Below are 22,533 nucleotides of genomic sequence, written 5' to 3' on the forward strand. Positions count from 1 at the left end.
GCGATTGCCATGACGCTGTATCGGGAGCCGTATCGGCCGCGCTATCATCTCTCGGCGCCTTCGGGACCGATGAGCGATCCGAACGGGATGGTCTTTTTCGAAGGCGAATATCATCAATGCTACCAGTACACGGGCCGCTGGGGCCATGCGGTGAGCCGCGATCTGCTGCATTGGGAGCATCTGCCCTTGGCGCTCGTCGGCGACGAGCTCGGCGACACGTGGTCGGGGAGCGCGGTCGTGGATCGGCGCGACGCGAGCGGCTTGTTCGGGGGCGCGCCGGGGCTCGTAGCGATCTTTACGCATTACAAGGACGGCCTGCAGTCCCAGAGCATCGCGTACAGCGCCGACCGGGGGCGGACCTGGACGAAGTACGCCGGCAATCCCGTCATTCCGAACCCGGGGCTGAAGGACTTCCGCGATCCCAAAGTGATTTGGCACGAGGAGACGGAGCGTTGGGTCATGGTCGTTTCCGCCGATCGCCGCGCGTTGTTTTACAGCTCGCCGAATCTGATCGATTGGACGTTCGAGAGCGAGTTCGGGGAGGGCCAAGGCTCGCATGCGGCCGTCTGGGAATGCCCGGATTTGTTCCCGCTGCCGGTCGACGGGCGGACGGACGACGTCCGCTGGGTGCTGCACGTCAGCATCGGCGACAACGAGGAGACGGACGGATCGACCGCGCAATACTTCATCGGCTCGTTCGACGGCCGCCGCTTTAAGAATGAGCTCCCCGAGGCGGAGGCGCGCTGGACGGATTTCGGCCAGGATTTCTACGCGGCGGTGTCCTACTCCGACTTGCCGGCGTCGGACGGCCGGCGAATCTGGCTCGGCTGGATGTCCAATTGGATGTATCCGTTCGACGCGCCGACGTCGCCTTGGAAGGGGGCGATGTCCGTCCCCAGATCGCTTGCGCTGCGAACGGAGGGCGGGACGGTCCGCCTGTCGCAGGAGCCGATCGCGGAGCTGCAGCGGCTTCGCGCGTCCGAGACGAGGCTGCGGGACGTCGAGGTTCGCGATTCCACGCTAACGCTAGAGTACCGCGGCATTGCCTACGAGCTGGAAGCGACTGTCGAATGGGAACGCGCGAACGAATTCGGCATCCGGCTTCGGACGTCCGAACGGGAGGCCACCGTCGCGGGGTTCGACGTTCGGACGGGGGAGCTTTACCTCGATCGTACGCGCTCGGGCTTCTCGGACATCCGGAACCGGTCGGGGGGGCCGGCCCGATTCGCCAAGCGCTTCCGGGCGCCGCGATTCCGCGAAACGCAAGTGCTTACCCTTCGCGCGTTCGTGGACGCGTCCAGCGTCGAATTGTTTTTCGACGGCGGCATTCAAGCGTTCACGTCGCTTGTCTATCCTTCGCCCGAGAGCGACGGAGTGGAGCTGTTCGCGATCGGGGGCGGCGTCCTTTTCCGAGAGCTGAAGATTTACGATTTACAAACGATATGGAGGTTCGACACATGACGCATCAAGAGCGGGTCGACCGCGCGACCGCGGCGTTGACCGACCCGGCGACGGCCGTCGCGAACGAGAGGTTCCGGCTGCGATACCATCTCATGCCGCCCGTCGGCTGGATGAACGATCCGAACGGACTTATTTACTATAAGGGCGAGTATCATGCGTTCTATCAACACTACCCGTTCGAGCCGCGGCAAGGACCGATGCATTGGGGGCACGCCGTCAGCGCCGATTTGGTCCATTGGCGTCATCTGCCGATCGCTTTGGCGCCGTCCGAGCCGTACGACGTCGATCCGAGCGGGAGCGCCGGCGGCTGCTGGTCGGGCAGCGCGGTCGAGCATGACGGCAAGCTGGCGCTCGTGTATACCGCTCACGTCGACGGCAACGATCCCGTAGAGGTTCAATGCATCGCGGTCAGCGAGGACGGCATTACCTTTCATAAGAGTCCGGTCAACCCGGTCATCGGTCGAGCGCCCGACAAAGACTGCTTCGGTTTCCGGGACCCGAAGGTCTGGAAGCAAGGAGACGAGTACCGCATGGTCGTCGGATACGGCAAGGACGGCAGAGGCAAGGCGCTGCTGTATCGGTCCGAAGACCTGACGTCCTGGCATTACGTCGGGATCGCGGCGGAGAGCGACGGGACGATGGGCGATATGTGGGAATGCCCGGACTTGTTTCCGCTAGGGGACGACGGACGGCATGTACTCCTCTTCTCGCCGATGAATCTCGGCGCGGTGAAGACGATGTATCTATCCGGAGCTTATGACGAGGAGGCCGGAACACTGACGCCCGCCTACGCGGAGCGCCTCGACTACGGCTTCGACTTCTACGCGCCGCAGACGTTCGTAGACGGCCAAGGCAGGCGTATCTTGCTCGCGTGGATGAACATCTGGGGCAGCGATATGACGGAGCGCGCCGACCGTTGGCTCGGCGCCATGACGATTCCGCGCGAGCTGACGCTGAAGCGGGACGGGACGCTGCGCATGACGCCGGTGCCGGAGCTGCAGGCGCTGCGGGGCGCGAAGCATACCATCGCAGGACGACCGATCGGCGGGGAAACCGGCGGCACGCACCGTCCCGCGCTGCGGGGCGACGCGCTCGAGCTCGTCGTCTCGTTCGATCTGCGTTCCACCGAAGCGTCTGCGTTCGGTCTGCGCGTGCGGATGTCCGCCGACGGAAAGCAGTATACCGAGATCGGCTACCGAACGGAGGCGCGGACGCTATACGTCGATCGATCGAAGGCGGGGCGCGGCGACGGCGGCGTCGCCGAAGTCGTCATGGAGCCGTCGCCGGACGGAAGCCTGAAGCTGCACGCATTCCTCGACCGGTCGTCGCTGGAGCTGTTCGCGAACGACGGCGTCAAGACGATGACCAACCGGATTTATCCCGACCCGGACAGCCTCGGCATGGAGCTGTTCGCGATCGGCGGTCCGGCGGCGATGAACGCATTCGAAGCATGGGAGTTGAAGTCGATTTGGTAACGACATCGGGGCTGCGGTTCGGCGCGATCGAAGCGGGCGGCACGAAGTTTGTCTGCGGCATAGGGAACCAAGCGGGAGAAATCGAGGAACGGGTCCAGTTCCCGACGGGCCGTCCCGAAGAGACGCTGGAGCGGGCGTCGGCCTTCTTCCGAGGAAGAGATGTCGCCGCGATCGGGGTCGGCTCGTTCGGTCCGCTCGATCTGGATCGCGAAAGCCCGACATACGGCTGCGTCACGACGACCCCGAAGCCGGGCTGGTCCGGGTACGATTTCGTAGGAACGCTGCGGTCGGCGCTCGACGTTCCGATCGGCTTCGATACCGACGTGAACGCCGCCGCGTTGGGCGAAGCGACCTGGGGAGCCGCGCAAGGACTGAATAGCTGCGCGTATTATACGATCGGAACGGGGATCGGCGTCGGCGTATACGTCGAAGGACGCTTGGTCCACGGACTCGTGCATCCCGAAGCGGGCCACGTCTTGACGCGCCGTCATCCGAAGGATGAGTTCGCGGGAATCTGTCCGTATCACGGCGACTGCTTGGAAGGATTGGCGGCCGGTCCGGCTCTTCAAGCGCGATGGGGGGTGAACGGCAGCGAGCTGCCGGCGGATCATCCGGCTTGGGAGATAGAGGCATACTATCTCGGTCAATCGATCGCGGGAACGATGCTTACGCTATCGCCGAAGAAGGTCATTCTAGGCGGGGGCGTAATGAAACAAGACCACCTATTCCCGTTGATTCGGATGGAGGTACGTAAGAGCTTGAACGGTTACATCCGCGCTGCCGCGGTTATGAACGACATCGACGGGTATATCGTGCCTCCGGGTCTTGGGGAGCATGCGGGGTTAGCCGGCGCGTTGGTTTTGGGAATGACGGCCTGGCAACAACACAATAATATCTAGGACCGTAAACGGACTCCGGAATAAGAGAAGGGTACCCGCGCGGGTACCCTGTTCCGTTCTCCGGGCATTCAGCCGTTTTCGTCGAACACATTGTTCGCATCGGCGGGCGGATCGGCTTGCAGGTTCGGATTGTTGCCGCCGAGCTTGTTCTCGCGCACCGCATTGTCGTTCGCGTCGGAGGTCAGCAGAATGCCCGGGCCGCCGCTGCCCTTCACCTTGTTCCGATCCACAAGGTTCTGGTCCGAATCGTTATCCAGCTCGATGCCGGTTTCCTCGCTTTTGCTCACCTGATTGCCGATGATGCGGTTCCGATCTCCGCCGTCGACGTCGATGCCGTCCTCATTGTTGTTTTTTACTTCGTTATTCCAAACCAAGTTATGCATAAATCCGGACAGGTCGATTCCATCGCTTGCGTTTCGATTCGCTATATTCCCTAAAATCAGGTTCTCGTCGGATTCAATGTCGATCCCGTCATCCCCATTATTTTCGATCTTGTTGTAGACGATCATCTGTAGGGTGCCTCCGGAAACGAGAATCCCGTTCGAACTGTTTACCCTGATCCTGTTCTCCAAGACCAAATTGTTGTTCCCGCTCAAATCCATACCGTTCCGGTTGTTTCCTGTTAACTCGTTCCTGACGATGTAGTTATGATCCCCAATGACTTCAACGCCGTCCCCGTTGTTTTCCGCTCGGATCATGTACAGGACATTGCGCTCGGCTCCGGATTCGATAAGGATTCCGTTATTTCCGTTGTTTCGTACTTCCACGTCGCGAATGATGTTGTCATTGTTGAAAAGCAATATCCCATTAGAATCGAAATTAATAACCGAAAATCCGGCAATGGTTACGAAATCAGAGAATACTTGAAATCCTTGTACTCCTGCGACCGGCGCTCCATCCAGAATCGTCTTGCCCTGGCCTGCTCCTAGGATTCTTAAACGGTCCTTTCCCGATGGAACGACAACATTCTCATGAAATACGCCTTTCGCCACTCGGATCGTGTCGCCCGGGCTCGCGGAGGCAATCGCCGCGTTAATGCTTTCGCCGGCTTGAACGATAATTACAGCCATCCTATCCACCTCTTCGTTATGCTGTCTACTTGCTACTTTAGTGAATGTAGAGGTTCATAGAGTTGATATAGGACAACTATGGAATTGTAGCGTGTAGCGATGCAACAAAAGGGAGAGCATTCACGTTACCTATGTCGAGGTGGTTATGGATGAGAAACGTGTTGGCGGCATTCGCCGCTCTGCTGGCGTTGGCAATCGCGGGATGCGGGATCGGAGGCGGTTCGTCGGGGCCGGAAGCGGGGAGGAGCGGGAGCCCGGTCGCGAAGGTCGAGGTCAGCGAGTCGCGGGGTTTCGGGAGCTTCTATCCGGAGCCGTTCGTTACGTACGAAGGGGAATCGTCGGCCGCGACGATCGAGCGGATCGCGAAGGCGATTCGCGAGGCGGAGAAGCAGCCCGGCATCGTGAATGTGGCTGAGCCGAAGTATGACGTACGGCTGACGTCCCGCGACGGCTCGACGGCGGCGTACCATCTGTGGCTGGATGCGCGGTATGAGCATGCGACGATCATGGATGCGGAGGAGACGCATTATATCTATCGGATATCGGCGGAATCGACTGCGGATTTGCTCGAGATTATAGGGGAGTAGCGTGGGGGGCTTGCCGGGAGGCGAGCCCTTTTCCATATTGTGAGGGATAGTCGTCGATGGGTGTGCGTGGCGTCTTTCTAAGGTGATTTCCCTTGCTCAGGGTGGGTTCCGGTAGAAATCTAGCAAAATAGAAACGCCTCTTTTGCGCACCTCAAACGTTATCGACAGCGATAAAAAATTGTCGTATGATAGAAACCTAGGTATTATTTCCTAGTTTATTTAAACAGTCTGCATGAGAAGCAAGCCTCCATGGACTTTTCATGGGGGCTGTTATTGTCTTATAGGATAGGACGGGTCTACCGACATGATACAGACGCAGATGGAGCAGTATTTGCGATTTTTGGAGAGGGAGCTATTGGACGGCTTCGTGCTCAAGGGCGGGGCGACGTGCCGGTTCGTCGAGAGCGAAGCCGGGCCGCAACGGAGCGAGTTTCAAGCATCGCTGTCGCGGCTGGCGCTGTCCAAGGGAATGATCTTGGCGGAGACGGAACTGACGAGCGAGCTGCCTCTTCATGACTGGAAGCAGCTGACGAACCGCCTTCTTCAATGCATGTACATCGAGCTCGACGGCAAGCGGGTCCGGTCGCTTCCCTCGATCCTTGCGGCGCTGTCGGCCTCGGGCGGGCTGAACACTGATCCGCTGCTGCAGGCGAAGTTGCCGCATGCCGGGTTCCGCAATGCGATGTGGTGGGCGTGTCAGGGGGAGCGGCATGACGCGGTTTCGAGTTATTTGTTGGGGGAGAAGGTGTCCGCCGCCGCGTTGAAGGAAGCCGGGTTGACGGGAGTGAAGGGAACGCTGACGCAGAAAAACGCGGAGCGCGTCTTGCAAACGGTGCTCGCGGGGCTTGGGCTGTTGGGCGTCCCGGGCACGCTGCTGCTCTGGACCGAGGGGGAGCGGCATCTGGCGGGCCGGGGGCAGCGCCCGACGGAGAAACTGCGGATCGCGGCCAACTTGATCCGTAGGCTCGTTGACGGCTGTACGATGGGGGTGCTGAACCGGAGCCTCGTGTGCATACTTGTGCAGCCGGGCTTCCTCGAGCGCTGCGCGGACGCCTACCCGGCGGTCGGGCAGCGGCTCCAGATCGTACAAGGCGGACTGCAGCGGCCGGCGTGGCGGTTCCCGATCGCTCCGCTTCGGCAACTCGCCTCTAGCGGAGGAGGGGCTACGAACCATCCGGCTCCGGTAGCTCCGGACGAAAAGCGTTACGAAGCGCAGCGGTCGCTCGAGTCCCTGCGGTTCGGCCTAGTCCCGCGATCGCATGTCGAGCGACTTACGATCGGTTATCCCGAGCTTCGCGGTTGGATGGAAAGCAGCCTTCCGGAGGCGGGCGAGCCGAAGGCGCACCTGGTGACCGGACCGTTCGGCACCGGGAAGAGCCACGCGATGGAGCTGCTTCGCTACGTCGCCGAGGAGCGGAACTATCTCTACGCGCGCGTAGAATTGGATGGGCAGAGCGCGAGCTTGTCGGAGCCTGGTCTGCTATTCCAAACGATGTGCCGCAATTTGCAATTCCCGAAGGAGACACCGGACCTACCGGTGCTCGCCCTGTTCGAGAAGGCGATCGCCCGGGGGCATAATGTGCTGTCGTTCCCGTCGAAGGGAATGCCATGGGTGAAAGCAAGCCTGGAGACGGTCCAACTGCTGAAGCGCAGCGGCCAATTGGAGGAGTATGGCTTCCTCGTCGATTCGGCGCTGACCTCCGGCGAGGAATACGCTGCCGGCGAAGCCGCCCGCGAGCTTGCAGACGCCTCGGGACTTCGCGCGACGCACCTTCGGCTGAAGCCGCCCGTTGGCGGCAAGCCAGAGGTGCGGCCGAGGGAGTGGATGGAGGCGTTCGCGGGACTGGCGCTGCTCAGCCGTTTGGCGGGTTATAGTGGAATCCTGCTCGCGGTGGACGAGTTCGAGGTGGAGACGCACATCGAGCCCAAGCGGTTCGACCGTACGATCGGCCTGTTGAGCGAGCTGCTGCGGTATATGGAGCCATACGCGAAGGGGCAAGCGGCCGGAGACGTCGGAACAGCCGTGCCGCCGGCGCCGCTCGCGGTGTATTTCTCCACCGTCGGCATGAATACGACGGGAGATGCGTTCTTGGAGCGGCTGGTCGCCCTGGCCGGCGGGACGACGTATCGGCTGAACCATTGGACGGATCATCAGCGAATGGAGCTCGCGTCAAGGCTGTACGAGCTGTACGCGAAAGCTTACGACATGAGCGAGCCTTATGACGAACGGCTCTCCGCTAACGTAAACCAGCTGTTGCGGAAGCACGGGCTGGAAGGGAGCACGCTCATTCGCGCCTTCGTGAAGTGGTACCTGGGCGTGCTCGATATGAAATACGGACCGCCCGGAACGGAGTCGAAGTAACTCAGCAAGAAGAAGGGGCGCTATACAGGCCATGAATTCATATCAACAGCAACAAAGACTGCGCAGGTTGCAGCTCAATCTACCTCCGGCCGAGAAGGTTCTCCTTCCCGCGGACGCCGCGCTCGCGACGGGAAGCCACTCGCTCGCGCAGTGGATGGCCGCGAAGTACAACCATAATTTCGACGAATACGATAAGGCGATCGATGCGGTTTACAATGAGACGCATATAGGCGGCTCGCAATACCATCACCTGCTGGACGGGCAGCACTCGCTCTGGGGCGCATATCGGGCGGTACGAGACGTACGTACGGACGACAGCTTCGTAACCGAGCTGGCACAGGCGGGCGAGCATTTGCTGCGGGACGCGGCGTCGGTATCGGGGGTGAACCCCTTCTTCTCGCTCGACTCGAACAGCTTCGACCGGCTCGCCGCGGCGGCGGCCCCTTTCGGCATGTCCAAGCCGTTCCTCGCCGACGCGCTGACGGTGAACGGCCCCGAGCTGCTCGGCGGCTCCGTCGCGCTGGCGGCGAGCCTCATGATGGGCAACAACGCCGACTACGGCCGCCTCTCCCGCTTATCGGGGGCTTATCTCGTCACGTCGCTCGTCACGGCGAGCCCGCTCCTGCTCCCCGTGGCCGCAGGCGGGCTGTTCGCGTCGCTGCGCGGCGCCGAGGATAAGGCGCAGGCGATGCGCCAGGCGGGCAAGGGGGCCATCGTCTCCGGCTCGGCGCTCATGGCGAGCAGCCTCGTCGGCGGGCCAGTATGGCTCGGCTGCCTTGCCGCCGTCGGCGCCGCCGTCGCCGTGCAGCATCTGCTGGACCGCCCGGACAAGGCGTACGAGCGGATGCGCAGCTTGCTGGAGCCAGCGTCGCATCTCGCGCGCAGCGTCTCGCTGCGGCTTGTCGACGGCGGTGCAGCGCGATGAGCGGGCGTCGCGGCGACAGCGGCCGGCTCCCCGACGCAAGCGCGGCAGCGTCGAACGCGTACCACCGCGAAATTTGCGAGCTGACGGCGTTCCGCGAGGCGCTGCACGAGATGCGCAAGGCAGATCCGGAGCTGGCGCGAAGCATCAGGTTGGCGCTGCTGAAGACGAACGAGCCTTGCCGCGCCGCGTTGCAAGGCGGCGCCGCGACCGACGGCGAACGGATGGCGGCGCTCCTGCAAGAGCAAATTCACATGAGCGCGCAAGCGAACAAGTACGGAGCGCTGAACGCCGAGCTCAGCCGCAAGACGAGCGAGCTGTGGAAATTCGCGGTGCATGCGCCGGAATTGTTCTTCGGCCGCCTATTCGCGCAGATGGACGAGTACTTCGAGACGAAGAAGCGCCGCCTCGCCGCCGAGCTCGAGCGGGAGTGGGAGTGGTACAGCAGCATCGCCGACATGTCGCGCAAGGTCGGCGGCGCGGCGATCGGCGGCATTCAGTCGATTGCCGAAAGCCTCTCCGGCCGGAAGCTGGAGAGGCCGTCCGCGTTCGACGAGCGAACCGTCGTCGAGCGAATTCTCGAGAAGCACTTGTCGCCTGCGAAGGTAGGCGCGGACCTGACCCGCATGATGGAGAAGGCGGGGGAGGAGTACCGTAGCGCCTGGCAGAAGCACCTGCTGCAGCAGGTGCCGAACGTCCGGCGCATCTCGGGCCTGAGGCTCGCCGAGCATGCGAGCGCCGAGGTCGGGCCCATCGCGTTTCAAATGGGCCACGCCGAGCAGTCGCTCTTCGTCGGCATGACGTCCGCGGTTATCGGCACCGCCTGGCTCGCCGCCGGCTGGCACACGCTCGCCTATGCCATGATGAACGTATTCCCGCCATTGGCGGTGTTCACCGCCGTCGTCACTTTCGTCGCGGGGGCTGCGACTAAGGAGCAGGCCGTCAGGCAGCGAAAGAAGCAGCTCGACGAGGCGGTAAACTCGTATTACGCTTTCTTCCTGACGAAGCTGGATTTCCATCCGATCCCCGAGCTCGGCGGCGTTACGCTACGGAAGCATATGATGCTCGCAGGGGAGAAGATCGTCGAACAAACCGTGAAGGAATGGGAGAAGCACCTGTTCGGCGCGCTCGCCGGGCATCATTACGAAGCGCTCCATGCCGCGTTCCAACGTCATTTGATGTACGTAGAGGAAGCGATCTATCGAATCAAGTCAAACCCAAACAGATAAGGAGCAACCACGATGGACTACAGACAACGAATCTTAGCGCTGGCGGAGCAATTGGAAGCGATCGGAATTGAACACCAAGTTCCTCCGCACATCATCGAACAAAACAGAGCCGCCCGAAGCGAGATCGAGGAGTTCCGCATCTTGATCCCGCTCATCGGGACGTTCAATGCCGGCAAGAGTACATTGCTAAACACGTATCTCGGCCGCGACGTGCTGCCCACCGACTTCCTGCCGGAAACCTCCATCGCTGCGGAGCTGCGGTATGGAGAGACCGAGGAGGTTGTCGCCTACAAGAAGGACGGAACCGCCGCGCGGTACTCGCTGGACGAGCTGAAGTCCATCTCCTCACGAACCTATTCGCATGTACAGGTGACTCTCCGCTCGGACGCTTTGAAGAGGCTCGACAACATCGTGCTCGTGGACATGCCGGGACTGGACTCCTCGCTCGAGGAGCATAATCAAGCGATCCTGTCCTATGTGCGCAAGGGCGTCTTCTATCTGATCCTCACCGAGGCGGAATACGGGCTGAAGGAGTCAGTGCTGGATTTCCTCAAAGAATTAAACATCTACGACATGGATTGCGCCGTCCTCATCTCCAAGACCGACCAGAAGCTACCGGAGGACATTCGGGCGATCGCACGGCAGGCGGCGGAGACGGCGTCGAACGTAACCGGATTCGAGGTGCAGGTTGGGCAAGTGTCCTCGAAGCGGGGCGACCTGGCCGACTTTACGAAGTTGCTCGCTTCACTCGAGCAACCGAGCATTCTCGTCGATCATCTGGAACCGAAAGCGATCGAGCTGGCCGAGCAGGTGAAGAATGACCTTGAGTTGCGGCTGCGGCACTATCGGTTGGATCATAGCGAGATCGACGAGAAGATGAAACGGCTGGAGAAGAGCTTGACGCAGCTAGAGAAGGAGGTCGAGCTCGAGAGCGGGCGCGTATCCAAGCAGTTCGGCTCCTCCACCGTCGCCGAAATTCAAGAGGACATCCGCAACGCCATGCTCGATAACGTAGAAACGCTCGCGCGAGCGGCGAAGGGCGGCCCCGAGCCGTTCAAGCGGCTGCTCAATCAGACGCTGCGTCCGGTGCTGGTTCATGCGGTGGAGAGCCGCGTGACGGACATCTTAAGTTCAAGCTATCGGCACATCTCCGCGAGACAAGCCCAGATCGCCGACGAGCTGGATTTAAATACGATCGATCCGAGCACAGCCGAAACCAGCTTGTTGGAAAAGGTGACCGACACTTTATCCTCCCCGGCTTTCCGGACGTTGATCGGGGGCATGGCGATCCTTACGGCGGTCGTAGCGCCTTGGCTCGAGTTGCTTCTGTTCTTCGCCCCGGACATTATTAAGTTGTTCCTGAATACCGAGAAGCGCCTGCAACAGACGATCGAAACTCAAGTTATCCCGGAGGTGCTCGAGAGGCTCCACCCGAACATCGTGCGGGCGCTCGAGGACGTGAACGCACAGTTCAGGCAACAACTGGGCGAGTCGCTGCATGCGCGTCAGCAGGACATCATCGCGTCGCTGGAGCAGGCGAAGCAGGACAAGATCCTTGCGGAAGAGGAAGAGGATCAATATGTGTTCCGCTTGGAGCAAGCGATCGGCGCCGTGAACGAGGTGCTCGCGGCCATCCGGAAGGAGCGGAACTCGCTTGTCGCTGTGGGATAAAGTTCGGGAGCTGGCGCTTGACGATTTCGACCCGCGTAACCGCTATATTGCCGACCGGGAGTTGGGCATTCTGCTGATGGCGCGCCTCGTTCGCGGGGGGGAGAAACCTACGGAGCTGGACCAAGCGCTTGCGCAGCTGGAGGACTTGCTGACGCGTCAATATCCGGAGGACTTCGGCGGCTTCCAGGTGCCGAACGATGCGTCGTTGTACGCGGAGGTGCAGCGATTCCTGGCGAGGCTGAAGCAGGCTGCAGCCATTCCGGAACTCGCGGGAAGACAGGTCGTCGCGATCGGCGGAGGATTCAGCGCAGGCAAGTCGCACCTGATTAATTCGATCATCGGCACTGAGGTGCTACCGGTGGACACGACGCCGACCACCTCGACGGCCACGTATGTCGTAAGCGGGAAGCCAACGATGTATAAGGCGAGGAACATTTTCAACCGGAACGTGTTGCTTGACGAGGCGGCGATTCAGGCGGTGACGCATGCCTTCACGGAGCAGTACCGGCTGAATCTGTCGCCATTGTTGCGTCATATGCTTATTCAAGTGGAGGGAAGAGGAAAGGGCTACCCCTTCGCGATTCTCGATACGCCGGGATATTCCAGGTCCGACGCTCAGAAGCGGACCGAAGAGCGGGACGAGACAATCGCCCGGCTTGCGCTGACGCAGGCGGATCAAATCATCTGGGTCATCGATATTGAACGCGGCGTCATTCCTCAGGACGATCTCCGGTTTATCCGCAGCTTGGGGTGGACGAAGGACATCTTCTTCGTGCTGAACAAGGCGGACGCGAAGACGGAGGAGCAGATCAAGCAGGTGCTCAAAACGGTGAAGGATACGTTGAAGGAGAACGCCATTCCCTTCAGCGGGGTGGCCGCCTATTCCAGCAAGAAGCAAATCGACTATGCGCCGGATAAGTTGACGACCTTCTTGAAGAGGCTTGCCAAGGAGAAGAAGCAGCCGGTCCATTGGCTGGGCGACTTCGAGGCGATCGTCGAGCGATACAAGCAATATGCGGAGCAAGCGGTGGAGCAGAATCGTACGCAGCTGAAGAAGCTGAACGAGGAGGCGATCTTTGCCGCGTCGGAGAAAGAGAAGAAGCTGCTGAGCGCGTTAATTCAGGAGAAGCGGCAGCACATCAACGGCAGCGCCGAGAAGCTGAGGCGGTATGAGTCGGTACTGCAGCCTTATCGGCTCAAGATTGTACAAATCGAGAAGCTGCTCATTGCGCCGTCGGACCCGGGAGGAGACGTGCTCGAAGAGCTGCAGACGGCCTGGGAGAAGCTGCTGCACGAGCTCTTAGATCGGAAGCCGCTCGCCGAGCTGACGGCGGAGGCGGAGCGGCTGGCGCTGCGGTTCGAGCTTGCCGAGCTGCCGGCTGCGCCGCAATTTCAGGGGCCGATCTATAACCGGCTGGAAGAGTTGTTCTCGCGCACGAAGTCGGCGGCGAACGCCTTCGAGCATAACCGCCCACTGATCGAAGAGCTGCTCCATCTTCGGCACATCGAGCTCGCCGATCGGGAGCTGCACCGCATGTGGACGCGGCGCTGCGAAGCGATGGCGGAGGGTCTGAAGCAGGCGGCTCGGAAGCTTCTGCATCGCTTCGTGTCCGAGCTGGCGGCGGAGCTTCCCGCGAACAACGCGCGCGCGGCGATCCGGGACCGGCTGTATGCTTCTTTGCGCGAGTTATCGGACGGGCTTGCCGACACCCTGCAGGCACATCCGACGGAGGAGGCGCGCTTCCCGCTTCCCGAGCGACTCAGCGGCGCCTTGATTCCGGAAGCGGCTCTTCCCGCGGCCGAGGAGCTGCTGCGTTCCGAACTTGTACGATACGGCACCGGCATCGCGGCATCGCTCGATGCCTCTTACCGTCAATGTCTACTCACCTATTTGAAGGAGTCCGATTCCCGTTATGACTAAGAAGGGCGAGAACACCGTCGAAGAATACATCCGGCGTTTCGGGGAGATCGTCGAGAAATACGAGGAGCATCGGGAGACGCTCGGGGAGCAACATCTGCATGCGATCACCGACTTCCTAAAGATGTTCAAGCAAGACGCTTCCTATATTTTGGAGGACAACCGCAAGCTGAAGATCGGCGTCGTCGGGCAAGTAAAGGCGGGCAAGTCGACCTTCTTGAACGCCTTGCTATTCGACGGACACGAGCTGCTGCCGAAGGCGGCCACGCCGATGACGGCCGCGTTAACTGTGCTGACCTATGGAGAGAAGCCGAGAGCTGAGGTCGAATTTTTCACCAAGGAAGAGTGGAGCGTGCTGCATGACAAGGCGCTGCGCTATCAGGAATTGTTGAACCGAGCGAGGCGGAGCAAAGACGATAAGTCGTCCGTGGAGAAAGTGGTTGAAAAGTCGAGACGCCTCCTGAGAGGGTCCCAGAAGACGAAGGAGCGCCCGCTGACCGAGCAAGACCTTATGAATATGGTGAAGGCGCCCGACGATCTGAAGGCGGCGTATATATCGGTCGCCATGGCGCAGGAGAGCAAGCTCCCGATCGAAGATTATTTGGGACGCACCGAGGAATTGGAGGGGTTCGCGGATACCGAGCGGCTGGTCGGCAAGCTGCAGCATTATGTCGGAGCGAACGGAAAATTTACGCCGATCGTGAAGTCCACGGTGTTGCACATTCCCGAAGAGATGCTTCGGGACATGGACATCGTCGATACGCCTGGCGTGAACGATCCGATTCTTTCGAGGGGACAGCGGACGAGAGAATACCTCGGCAAGTGCGACGTAGTCTTCCTGCTCAGCTATTCGTCTCAGTTCATGGATTCGGTAGACGTCGAGTTGTTCACGCAGAACATCCCGGATAAGGGAATCGTCAACGTCGTCCTGATCGGCAGCAAGCTGGACACCGTTCTTCTCGGAGAGGGTCATCGGTATCCATCGCTCGTTCACGCGTTGAAGTACATTACGGATAAGCTGGAGCGACAAGCCGAAGCCACCGTGCATCCCATCATCCGAATGTACCCGGATAACAGCGTGATCCAGAGCTTAAAGAACAGTCTCCCGCCTGTATTTACTTCGTCTATGGCGTATCAGATCGGCAAGCGCATGGGGGAGCTGTCGACCGAGGAGAAGCATCTGTTCGACAATCTGCGAGACACGTTCCGTAAGGACACACTTACGCCGGAGTTGATGCTCGAGCTTTCCAACATCGAGGCCATTCGCAAAGTCCAGTTGCCGAAGGTACGAGCGGAGAAAGACCAGATCCTTCAAAGCCGATTCGAAAACCTGCTTTCCCAGCAGGAAGGCGCATTTTCCAAGCTGTTACTGACGATTATTTCGGAGATTGAAAAGGATCTGATGACCATCCGGGAATCCTCTGGCGAGGATATCGAGCGAACGTATAAGACGGTTATCGCCGTCATGGAGCGTTCCCGGAAAAAGATCGACTTGGTGTTCGACAACTTCGTCACCGACATGAAGAAGCACTTCAGCAGCCTGCAGACGGACTTCAAATATGCCGTACAAAACTATCGCCGCTTCGACGAACAGAAGGAGTCGAAACGCGAGCTCGTCCGCACGGAACGTTACGGCTTCTTGTGGCTGAAGAAACGGGACATCTACGAAACTAAGAACTATACCTACGCGAATGTGCATCAGACGATCGACCAGCTGGCCGATCTCGCTATCGAGCTGGAGCGGGAGTTGAAAGCCGCTTATGCCGAAATGATGAATATGGAAGGGCTCAAGGTCGCTCTTAAGCAAGCGATCCTCGGGATTCACGACCTGTCGGACGAGAACTTCGACTTCGAGGATGTCATTACGCCCGTGAACAAAACCATCAATAAAATCTCCTTGCCCACCTTCGACCTCGACAGCGGCATCTACCGGAAACGGGTCACGGACGCCTTCGGCATGGGGAAGGTCGAGGGCGGGAACGTCGGTAAACTGAAGGAGTTGTTCTACGCGCAAACCGATGAAATCTTGAAGGACACTTCCGAGAAAATGAACGTCAAGCTCCACGAAGTCGAGACGGCGCTCGAGAGCATCAGCCGGGAATTTATCGACGAGGTGCTCGCGGAGTCCAAGTCCAAACGGGAAAAGCTGATGAAGGGCATCAAGGATCGCGACGAGCATATTCGCAAGCATGAGCAGCTTATTGGCTGGTTGAAGGCGGACGTCGGTCAATTACAAAGGTAGTTGCTTGCCCCGTCAGGCTCCCCTAAGCGTGAGCAGGAAAAGTTTCGGCGAGACGTCGCCGGATAAAGTCGGGCGTCGTCCGCGACGATCGAGCGGATCGCGAAGGCGATTCGCGAGGCGGAGAAGCAGCCCGGCATCATTAATGTGGCTGAGCGGAATACGGCGTGCGGCTGACGTCCCGCGACGGTTCGACGGAGGCGTACTATCTGCGGCTGGATGCGCGGTTTGAGCATGCGACGATCATGGATGCGGAGGAGACGCACTGCATCTACCAGGTGTCAGCGGAATCGACTGCGGATTTGCTTGAGATTATAGGGGAGTGACGTGGAGGGCTTGCCGGGAGGCAGGTCCTTTTTTCATATTATGGGGATTAGCCGTCGGCGGGGTGTGCGCGGTGTCTTTCTAAGGTGATTTCCCTAGCTCAGGCGGGTGATTTAGTAGATTTCAATTAGGTAACGGGCGTTCTAGGTAGAGAGACGGGGAAGGAGAGAGGATACGCGTGAAGGTGAAGTTGCAGGAATTGACGATGGAAGGGGAATACAATTCGAGGATGGTTGCAGCTTCGTGGATCGACGTACGGGCCAGGTCGTGACCGTCCTGGGCGACGAGCTTCGGATTGCGTTCGTTGTTTATGTGAATTGTGAATTCTACGAGGAGATTCCTGACCGGGAAAAGTTCGATGAATACGAGATGATGGCGGATTTCACCTACTCCCGGGAAAATCGAAGGTAGGGGAACCGTTGGCGGCAGCCATTCAAGGCAGGGAGCGTTCCGCAGGTTTTAAGGTTACGGCGATCGAATGGTGCCGCTACAACGGTTTTGAGAACGAGGAGTAGTTCACAGTCGCGCGTTTAGCCGCGTTTTCGGATGAGGGCGATGACGGCGAGGGCGGCGAGAAGCAGGAACGAAATCCAACTGGACATGCGGAACGCATTGCCGAACCGGTAGGTCGACCAATTCGAGTCGCCGAAAATCCAGAGCAAGTACGAGCTCGTTAATCCGATGCCTTCCGTGCTCTCCGCCATGCTGCCGACATAATTGAGACCCAGGTGCAGAGTGACGAACAGGGAGAGCAGCGAGATGACTAGCAGGGAGCGGAACAGATCCGCCCGAAGCCATCGGGCGATGAGCAGATATGCGATGGCTAATAGAGTCGCGATAACCAAGAACGTCATGATCCACCTCCACGGGTTAATGGGGTTTTGGAAATGATTGTCTCAAACCCTTGGGTGACGGTCAACCATTTACGTTAGGAAGATATGGGGTGGTAAAGCGGGGATAGCGCACCGAATGCGCTATTAATGAAGCCGCACTTCACTAATAGCGCACTCGGTTCGCTAGTGCGATCAGCCTCCGGAGCTGCCGAAGATGGCCATCCATTGCTGCCAAATAGCGAACCGGCTCCCGTCCCACTGCAGCGTATTGATCACGTAGCCGAACGAATCCGCGTTGTACAGGCCGGTGATGCGTTGGTACGCCTGAATTTCATACCGGCCGTCCCGATCCATGTCGACCGGATAAAAGCCGCTCACCCCGTTCGCGTTGCCCTGGACCGGCTTGATCAGCTTGCCGTTCGCGTCGTACAGCTGCGACAAGTAGTCGGCGCCCCGCCCGCTGATGTCGATGAGGTAGTCGGTCTTCGTCGCTAAGCTCGAGACCTTCAACTTGTAGCCGTCCATATATTGAACGGTGTACCGGTTCTGTTCGTTGTACGTATTAAAGTCGAACAGCTTGCGCGCCTGATTGTGCACGAACGAAAAGACATAGTCGAACGTGAACGCCCCCGAGCCCCCGGAATCGATCGCGACCAGGATGTCCTTGACGCCGTCTTTGGTGAAGTCGCCGAGGAACACCGTCGGATTGTAGCCCGAGTTGGCATTCGGGACGAGCTTGATCGTGTATACTCGTTTGGTCGCGCCGTCTTGAATGTTGACGGTCACGTTTTGGAGGTAAGGGCTCCCTTGCTCCGCCGACGCATCCGCCGTCAAATAGACGTAATCCGGCACGCCGTCGCCGTTCACATCCCCGTACGCGCTGCTTGCGACCACTTGCTGACGATAAAACCCGTAATAGGGATAAACTCCATAGTAGGAAGTTGCGTCCATGTTTCGCCACACTCCAGTAGATAATTGTTACGGCCATTGTATGCGCCTGTGGGCGAATGGTGCCGTCTTGAACCGGCGAACGAGAAGATGTGGTCATCGCTCGCACGACATGGTATAGTCGAATCAATGGATGAAGCACATCCTTTCCGTTCGCGGGAGGATGTGCTTCTTTGCATTTTCGCTCCGAACGAAGGGGTCTGCCCGACATCCAAACTCGAGAAGGAGCGTGTTATAATGAAGGAAAGCATGACGAAGCTAACGTCCGCTATGGTACGCAGGATGAATCCGAAGAATGATTTCATCTTCCAGAAGCTGTTCGGGGAAGAGGAGTCCAAAGAGAGCTTGATCAGCCTATTGAATGCGATCCTCGGCCTCGAAGGCGAGAAGCGCATCCGCGATGTGCAAGTGAAAGAAAACAAGCAACTGAACAAAAAGATGGCCGACGATAAGACGGGACGCCTAGACATCTTTGCGGAATCCGACGATCAAGTGCTATACGATATCGAGATGCAGCTTACCGACCAACGGAATATGGCGCGGCGCTCCCTTTTCTACATGAGTAAGATGTACATCGGATCGGTAAAGCAGGGGGACGATTACAGCAAGCTGAAGCGCACGGTGACGATCAATCTGCTGGACTTCAGGTTGTTTCAAGAGCGCGAGGCGTTCCATACCACTTTTCACCTCTATGATGATCGAGATAAGACCTTGTTGCTGACCGACGCGTTCGAGGTGCATTTTCTGGAACTTCCTAAATTCGAGAGGATGGAGAAGGATATGAGCAATCCATTGCATCGCTGGCTGCTGTATCTGACGGAACACATGCCGGAGCATGAACGGCAAGAGCTGATCGAGAGAGACCCGGATCTGAAGAAAACCGAAGAGCTCTTGCTCCGCTTAAGCGGCGACGAAGAGACGTATCGGTTGTATGAAGCCCGGGAACATTCGCTCATGGAACGAAACAGCCTCATTGCGGACGGAGTCGCGAAAGGGCTGGAGGAAGGCTTGGAGAAGGGTATGGAGAAGGGCATGGAGAAAGGCATGGAACAAGGTAAGATCGATGTGGCGAAGAACATGTTGGAAAAGGGTTTCGAGCTTCCGCTGATCGCCGAACTCACCGGCATGGACATTGAACAGGTTCGGGCCATCCGCGAAACCAATACTTAATAATGAAGAAAACCACCCGATGGGTGGTTTTCTGTCGTTCAGTTCAAGCTGTCCAGCGCTTCCTCGATGGCTGGGCTTAACGTATACGTGTTGATGATCGTCTGGAGGGATTCGGCGCGCGTCGCGCCCGCATGCGGGTCAAAGCGTTGTTCCGTTTTCCCTGTGAAAATGCCCAATGCCGCTGCCTTCTTAATCGCCTCCGCGCCATACGCGCCGTCCAAATCGCTGAAGGCTACATCCGATGTATCGCGGTTCAAGATATAAGCATTCAGTACCCGAGTGATCATGAGGGCCATCTCTTGGCGCGTGATCGTCTTTTCCGGACGGAGCGTGCCATCCTCGTAACCGGTCATGACGCCGACGGCTACCAGCTGCTTCAGGTTATCGGAAGACCAATGCCCCTCGATATCGCTGTATGCCGCGAAATCTTCCTCGTTGATCTCCACGTTCCTTTTCGCCATGTCCACGAAGCCTCTATCGATCATCGCCGCGAACTCCGCTCGCGTAATGACCGCATCCGGCTCGAAGCCGCCGTTCGGATACCCGTGAATGACGCCGAGCTTGGTCAGCTTCTCGACGTTCGAGATGGACCAGTGTTCCCCGATATCATTGTATTGGATGGCTGCGAATTGTCCGCCGGTCTCTAGGATTTCCGCCGTTCTCGCTTGAACGCCGGCAATGACGTTGCTGTCCGCGCGAACGACTTGGCTTCTAAAGATATCGTTCGGGTCTTGCGGAATTTCTCCGGCTTTTACAGGTTGCTGCGCATTCGGCTGTTCAGGCGTCTTCGGCACCGTTGGCGTCGTAGGCGTCGTCGGCGGCGTACCCGTCGTCGGTTCGCTTCCGCCGCTGCTTCCGCCCGAGCCGTCGTCGGAGTCTCCGGAATCGTCGACAGCTACCGTCTGCGCGAGCGGTGCGGAGGTGCTGCCCTCAAACTCGGCATCTCCGCTGTACGTTACGGTGATGGGGTGCGTCCCTACCGCGAAATGCGTCGTCGAGTAGGTTGCGGCGCCCACCGTCATCGGAACGGTATTCAGTACCGTGCCGCCGTCCATGAAGGTCAAGGTGCCCGTCGGCGTGCCGGAGGTTCCCGTCACCGTCGCGCGAATCGTTACGGACTGACCTACCGTAGACGGGTTTCGCGTACTTGTGACAGTCGTCGTCGTGGCCTTCTTAGGTACAGCTTCGGTTACGACTTGGGATACCGGCGCAGATGTACTTGTACCTAACGCCCCATCGCCGCTGTATACCGCCGTAATTGGATGCGTGCCGATGCTCAAATCCGAGACGGCATAAGTCGCTGACGAGAGAAAATAAAGTTCTTTAACTGAAAATAGAGTTCTTTAATTGAAATAATGTGGAGGGCATCAATGTTAGCTAGCCACGGCATGACCGAAGATGGCCGAAGTGCTCGGGAGCGACTCCGGCTTCTTCACGGCTCACTTGACGTTTGTTACGATCCGGCGGTCCTTAAACGTTTCGTTTTCGCGGTAAAAATAAGGCAACTACCGCGCCGAGAAGGATTCCAATGGCCGTCAGATAAATCGCTGTCCGTTCACCTGCGGCGATGGCTTCAAGTAGTACGTCACCCTTCTGTCCTTGAATGCCCGAATAAGCCACAGCGATGAGAATGGCAAGGCCCACGGCGTTGCCGATGTTTAGCGTGGTCGAAGCAATTCCGGATGCCACGCCTTGATTCTCTTCGGGTACGCCGCTGGATGCGGCGACCCACATACCGGTCCACGTTATCCCTTGCCCAATGCCGGAAATAATGAGCCCCGGAACGATGCTGAGGTAACTGCTGTCGACATGCGCGCCAATCGGAATCAGCAACGTACCGGTGGCGCCGATGAGCATGCCGATAAGCAGAGTACTTCGTGTTTCTAAACGGGTAGCTAGACGTTCGCCGATCTGAGTACCCGCGGCAATAGCCAAAGAAGGGATGAGAAAGGCGAGTCCGGTTATCAGAGCGCTGTATCCGTGCACGTTCTGAAAGAGGATCGTGAGAAAATACGGCAGAGCACCGAAAGTTCCCATAAAAATGAACGTGATGATGACGCCTGCAACCAGACTGCGATTGTGAAAGAGATGCAGCGGCATTAAAGGATCGGCGCTTCGTGCCTGAATAACGGCAAAGACTGCTAGGAGTATTAGGGAAAGGATGCCGCAAACCATGATACTCAAAGATGTCCATCCGAATTCGGGTCCCTGCACAAGAACATAAACCAGGAGGGTCGCGCCTGCGGTCACCGTAACGGCACCAGGTACATCAAAGCGGCGCTTGCGTTCCCTTGCCGCATCGCGAGGGATAAGAAACACGGCAGCCAGCGCAACAATTCCCGCAAGCGGCACATTGACATAGAAGACGGCTTCCCAGCCGAATGCATCAGTCAGCAATCCGCCTAGCAGCGATCCGATTGTCAGTCCGCTGGCACCGGCGCCCCCCCATACGGCAAGCGCGCGATTCCTGCGCGGCCCCTCCTCAAACAATCGGTTGATGAGCGACAATGTAGCAGGGAACAGAAACGCGGCACCAACGCCTTGAATGGCGCGGGCGATGATAATGACGAGCGAGTTCCAAGCGAGTCCGCCGAGTAAAGACGAAAGCGCGTAGAGGAGCAGAGCGAAAACAAACATGCGCTTATGTCCGAGCAAATCGGCTGCACGTCCCCCAAGTAGCAGGAAGCCTCCGCAAAAAATCGTATACGCGCTTACCACCCACTGCAACGATTGCTTTGAAAACCCGAGCGCATGGCCGATTTCCGGGAGTGCGACGAAAACGATATTGATGTCCAGCGAGTAGATGAGTTGGGCCAAGGCGAGCAGAGCCAGGATCCATCCTAGGGCTCGCTGTTTGACACCTGGTACTTCCGGTGTTGCGGCTTGAATCCGGACTTGCGGATCGGAAGACATTCTGAACCACTCCCACATTTCAAGATATTTTGAAATATTATGAGGCGATTATATTTCAAATAAATTTGAAATGTCAAGGGTGTGGTGATATAATTTTTACATGAGACCAAATGATGAAATGGCGTTAGCCAACGCAGCTAAAGTGCTTAGCGATCCGATTCGGCTAAAAATAATGATGCTTCTCAAAGAGGGCAGGCGTGAGATCTATCAGGCGCCAATCTGTTCGAATTTTGCCAATGCCATCTGCCCGGAAGATCTTAAGCTCGGTTTGGGTGATATTTCGTCGTCAAAACTTTCGTATCATTTAAAGGAGCTAAAGGAAGAAGGATTCATTCAAGAATGTAGGGAGGGAAAGCGGATTTATTATCTCTTGAATCCCGAACGGATTAAAAGTTTAGTCGAATCGTTATACGGGTTGTTCTAGTTTGTTGTTGGTCGGCTTTTGAGGCGTTCTGAGGAGTCGGAGTACCTTGACAAAGCTGGATGTATTCATTAGAGTCCATACGGGAGAT

19 protein-coding genes are annotated in these 22,533 nt (G+C 58.4%); 14 read left to right on the forward strand and 5 right to left on the reverse strand.

Translation table 11 applies throughout. The annotated features are described in order from the left end of the window. Window positions 1-9: 9 nt before the first annotated feature. From RIN49_RS08995 to RIN49_RS09005, 3 genes are read left to right on the forward strand one after another with little or no spacing between them, the layout of a single operon-like run. On the forward strand, window positions 10-1,461 hold the full coding sequence (locus RIN49_RS08995) for a glycoside hydrolase family 32 protein (protein ID WP_309119839.1): 1,452 nt from the start codon (window positions 10-12) through the stop codon (window positions 1,459-1,461). Next, window positions 1,458-2,936, forward strand: a complete 1,479-nt coding sequence (locus RIN49_RS09000; protein ID WP_309119840.1) for a glycoside hydrolase family 32 protein — start codon at window positions 1,458-1,460, stop codon at window positions 2,934-2,936. The genes RIN49_RS08995 and RIN49_RS09000 overlap by 4 nt, the downstream gene beginning before the upstream one ends. A gap of 11 nt (window positions 2,937-2,947) precedes the next feature. Further along, a complete protein-coding gene (locus RIN49_RS09005) occupies window positions 2,948-3,835 on the forward strand; it encodes an ROK family protein (protein WP_309120059.1) in 888 nt (295 codons plus the stop codon). A gap of 68 nt (window positions 3,836-3,903) precedes the next feature. Here RIN49_RS09005 and RIN49_RS09010 read toward each other — a convergent pair whose 3' ends face one another. Further along, the gene (locus RIN49_RS09010; protein ID WP_309119841.1) at window positions 3,904-4,905 is read right to left on the reverse strand and encodes a right-handed parallel beta-helix repeat-containing protein; all 1,002 of its coding nucleotides are present in this window, start codon (window positions 4,903-4,905) and stop codon (window positions 3,904-3,906) included. Window positions 4,906-5,054: 149 nt separating this feature from the next. Here RIN49_RS09010 and RIN49_RS09015 point away from each other — a divergent pair, with 149 nt between their 5' ends. The 9 genes from RIN49_RS09015 (at window position 5,055) to RIN49_RS09055 (ending at window position 16,568) form a co-directional block, all read left to right on the forward strand. Further along, window positions 5,055-5,492, forward strand: a complete 438-nt coding sequence (locus RIN49_RS09015) for a YhfM domain-containing protein (RefSeq protein WP_309119842.1) — start codon at window positions 5,055-5,057, stop codon at window positions 5,490-5,492. Between the two features lie 304 nt (window positions 5,493-5,796). Further along, the gene (locus RIN49_RS09020; RefSeq protein ID WP_309119843.1) at window positions 5,797-7,854 is read left to right on the forward strand and encodes a BREX system ATP-binding domain-containing protein; all 2,058 of its coding nucleotides are present in this window, start codon (window positions 5,797-5,799) and stop codon (window positions 7,852-7,854) included. A gap of 31 nt (window positions 7,855-7,885) precedes the next feature. Further along, window positions 7,886-8,779, forward strand: coding sequence for a hypothetical protein (locus tag RIN49_RS09025; protein WP_309119844.1), 894 nt, complete (start codon window positions 7,886-7,888; stop codon window positions 8,777-8,779). Continuing rightward, a complete protein-coding gene (locus RIN49_RS09030) occupies window positions 8,776-10,005 on the forward strand; it encodes a hypothetical protein (protein WP_309119845.1) in 1,230 nt (409 codons plus the stop codon). Before RIN49_RS09025 ends, RIN49_RS09030 begins: the two co-directional genes overlap by 4 nt. Before the next feature lie 12 nt (window positions 10,006-10,017). Continuing rightward, on the forward strand, window positions 10,018-11,676 hold the full coding sequence (locus RIN49_RS09035; RefSeq protein WP_309119846.1) for a dynamin family protein: 1,659 nt from the start codon (window positions 10,018-10,020) through the stop codon (window positions 11,674-11,676). After that, on the forward strand, window positions 11,660-13,597 hold the full coding sequence (locus tag RIN49_RS09040) for a dynamin family protein (RefSeq protein ID WP_309119847.1): 1,938 nt from the start codon (window positions 11,660-11,662) through the stop codon (window positions 13,595-13,597). Before RIN49_RS09035 ends, RIN49_RS09040 begins: the two co-directional genes overlap by 17 nt. Then, a complete protein-coding gene (locus tag RIN49_RS09045) occupies window positions 13,590-15,836 on the forward strand; it encodes a dynamin family protein (RefSeq protein WP_309119848.1) in 2,247 nt (748 codons plus the stop codon). Before RIN49_RS09040 ends, RIN49_RS09045 begins: the two co-directional genes overlap by 8 nt. 164 nt (window positions 15,837-16,000) lie before the next feature. After that, window positions 16,001-16,159, forward strand: a complete 159-nt coding sequence (locus RIN49_RS09050; protein WP_309119849.1) for a hypothetical protein — start codon at window positions 16,001-16,003, stop codon at window positions 16,157-16,159. Between the two features lie 241 nt (window positions 16,160-16,400). Beyond that, window positions 16,401-16,568, forward strand: coding sequence for a hypothetical protein (locus RIN49_RS09055; protein ID WP_309119850.1), 168 nt, complete (start codon window positions 16,401-16,403; stop codon window positions 16,566-16,568). Window positions 16,569-16,687: 119 nt separating this feature from the next. Here the strand turns inward: RIN49_RS09055 and RIN49_RS09060 are convergent, their stop codons facing one another. Together RIN49_RS09060 and RIN49_RS09065 are read right to left on the reverse strand one after the other, a co-directional pair. Further along, complete coding sequence (locus RIN49_RS09060) at window positions 16,688-17,011, reverse strand: hypothetical protein (RefSeq protein ID WP_309119851.1); 324 nt, start codon at window positions 17,009-17,011, stop codon at window positions 16,688-16,690. A 171-nt stretch (window positions 17,012-17,182) separates the two neighbouring features. Then, on the reverse strand, window positions 17,183-17,941 hold the full coding sequence (locus RIN49_RS09065) for an FG-GAP-like repeat-containing protein (RefSeq protein WP_309119852.1): 759 nt from the start codon (window positions 17,939-17,941) through the stop codon (window positions 17,183-17,185). 87 nt (window positions 17,942-18,028) lie between these two features. On the opposite strand from RIN49_RS09065, the gene RIN49_RS09070 reads away from it, so the two are divergent. Next, window positions 18,029-19,108, forward strand: a complete 1,080-nt coding sequence (locus tag RIN49_RS09070; RefSeq protein WP_309119853.1) for an Rpn family recombination-promoting nuclease/putative transposase — start codon at window positions 18,029-18,031, stop codon at window positions 19,106-19,108. A 38-nt stretch (window positions 19,109-19,146) separates the two neighbouring features. On the opposite strand, the gene RIN49_RS09075 is transcribed toward RIN49_RS09070, so the two are convergent. Next, window positions 19,147-20,388: an S-layer homology domain-containing protein gene (locus tag RIN49_RS09075; protein ID WP_375295225.1), complete on the reverse strand. Its 1,242-nt coding sequence runs from the start codon at window positions 20,386-20,388 to the stop codon at window positions 19,147-19,149. A 190-nt stretch (window positions 20,389-20,578) separates the two neighbouring features. Next, on the reverse strand, window positions 20,579-22,021 hold the full coding sequence (locus RIN49_RS09085) for an MFS transporter (RefSeq protein ID WP_309119855.1): 1,443 nt from the start codon (window positions 22,019-22,021) through the stop codon (window positions 20,579-20,581). A 100-nt stretch (window positions 22,022-22,121) separates the two neighbouring features. Between RIN49_RS09085 and RIN49_RS09090 the strand changes: the two genes are divergently transcribed. Further along, window positions 22,122-22,445, forward strand: a complete 324-nt coding sequence (locus tag RIN49_RS09090; protein ID WP_309119856.1) for an ArsR/SmtB family transcription factor — start codon at window positions 22,122-22,124, stop codon at window positions 22,443-22,445. Window positions 22,446-22,533: the final 88 nt, after the last annotated feature.

Source organism: Paenibacillus sp. (genome assembly GCF_031177825.1).
GTDB lineage: Bacteria > Bacillota > Bacilli > Paenibacillales > YIM-B00363 > Paenibacillus_AE.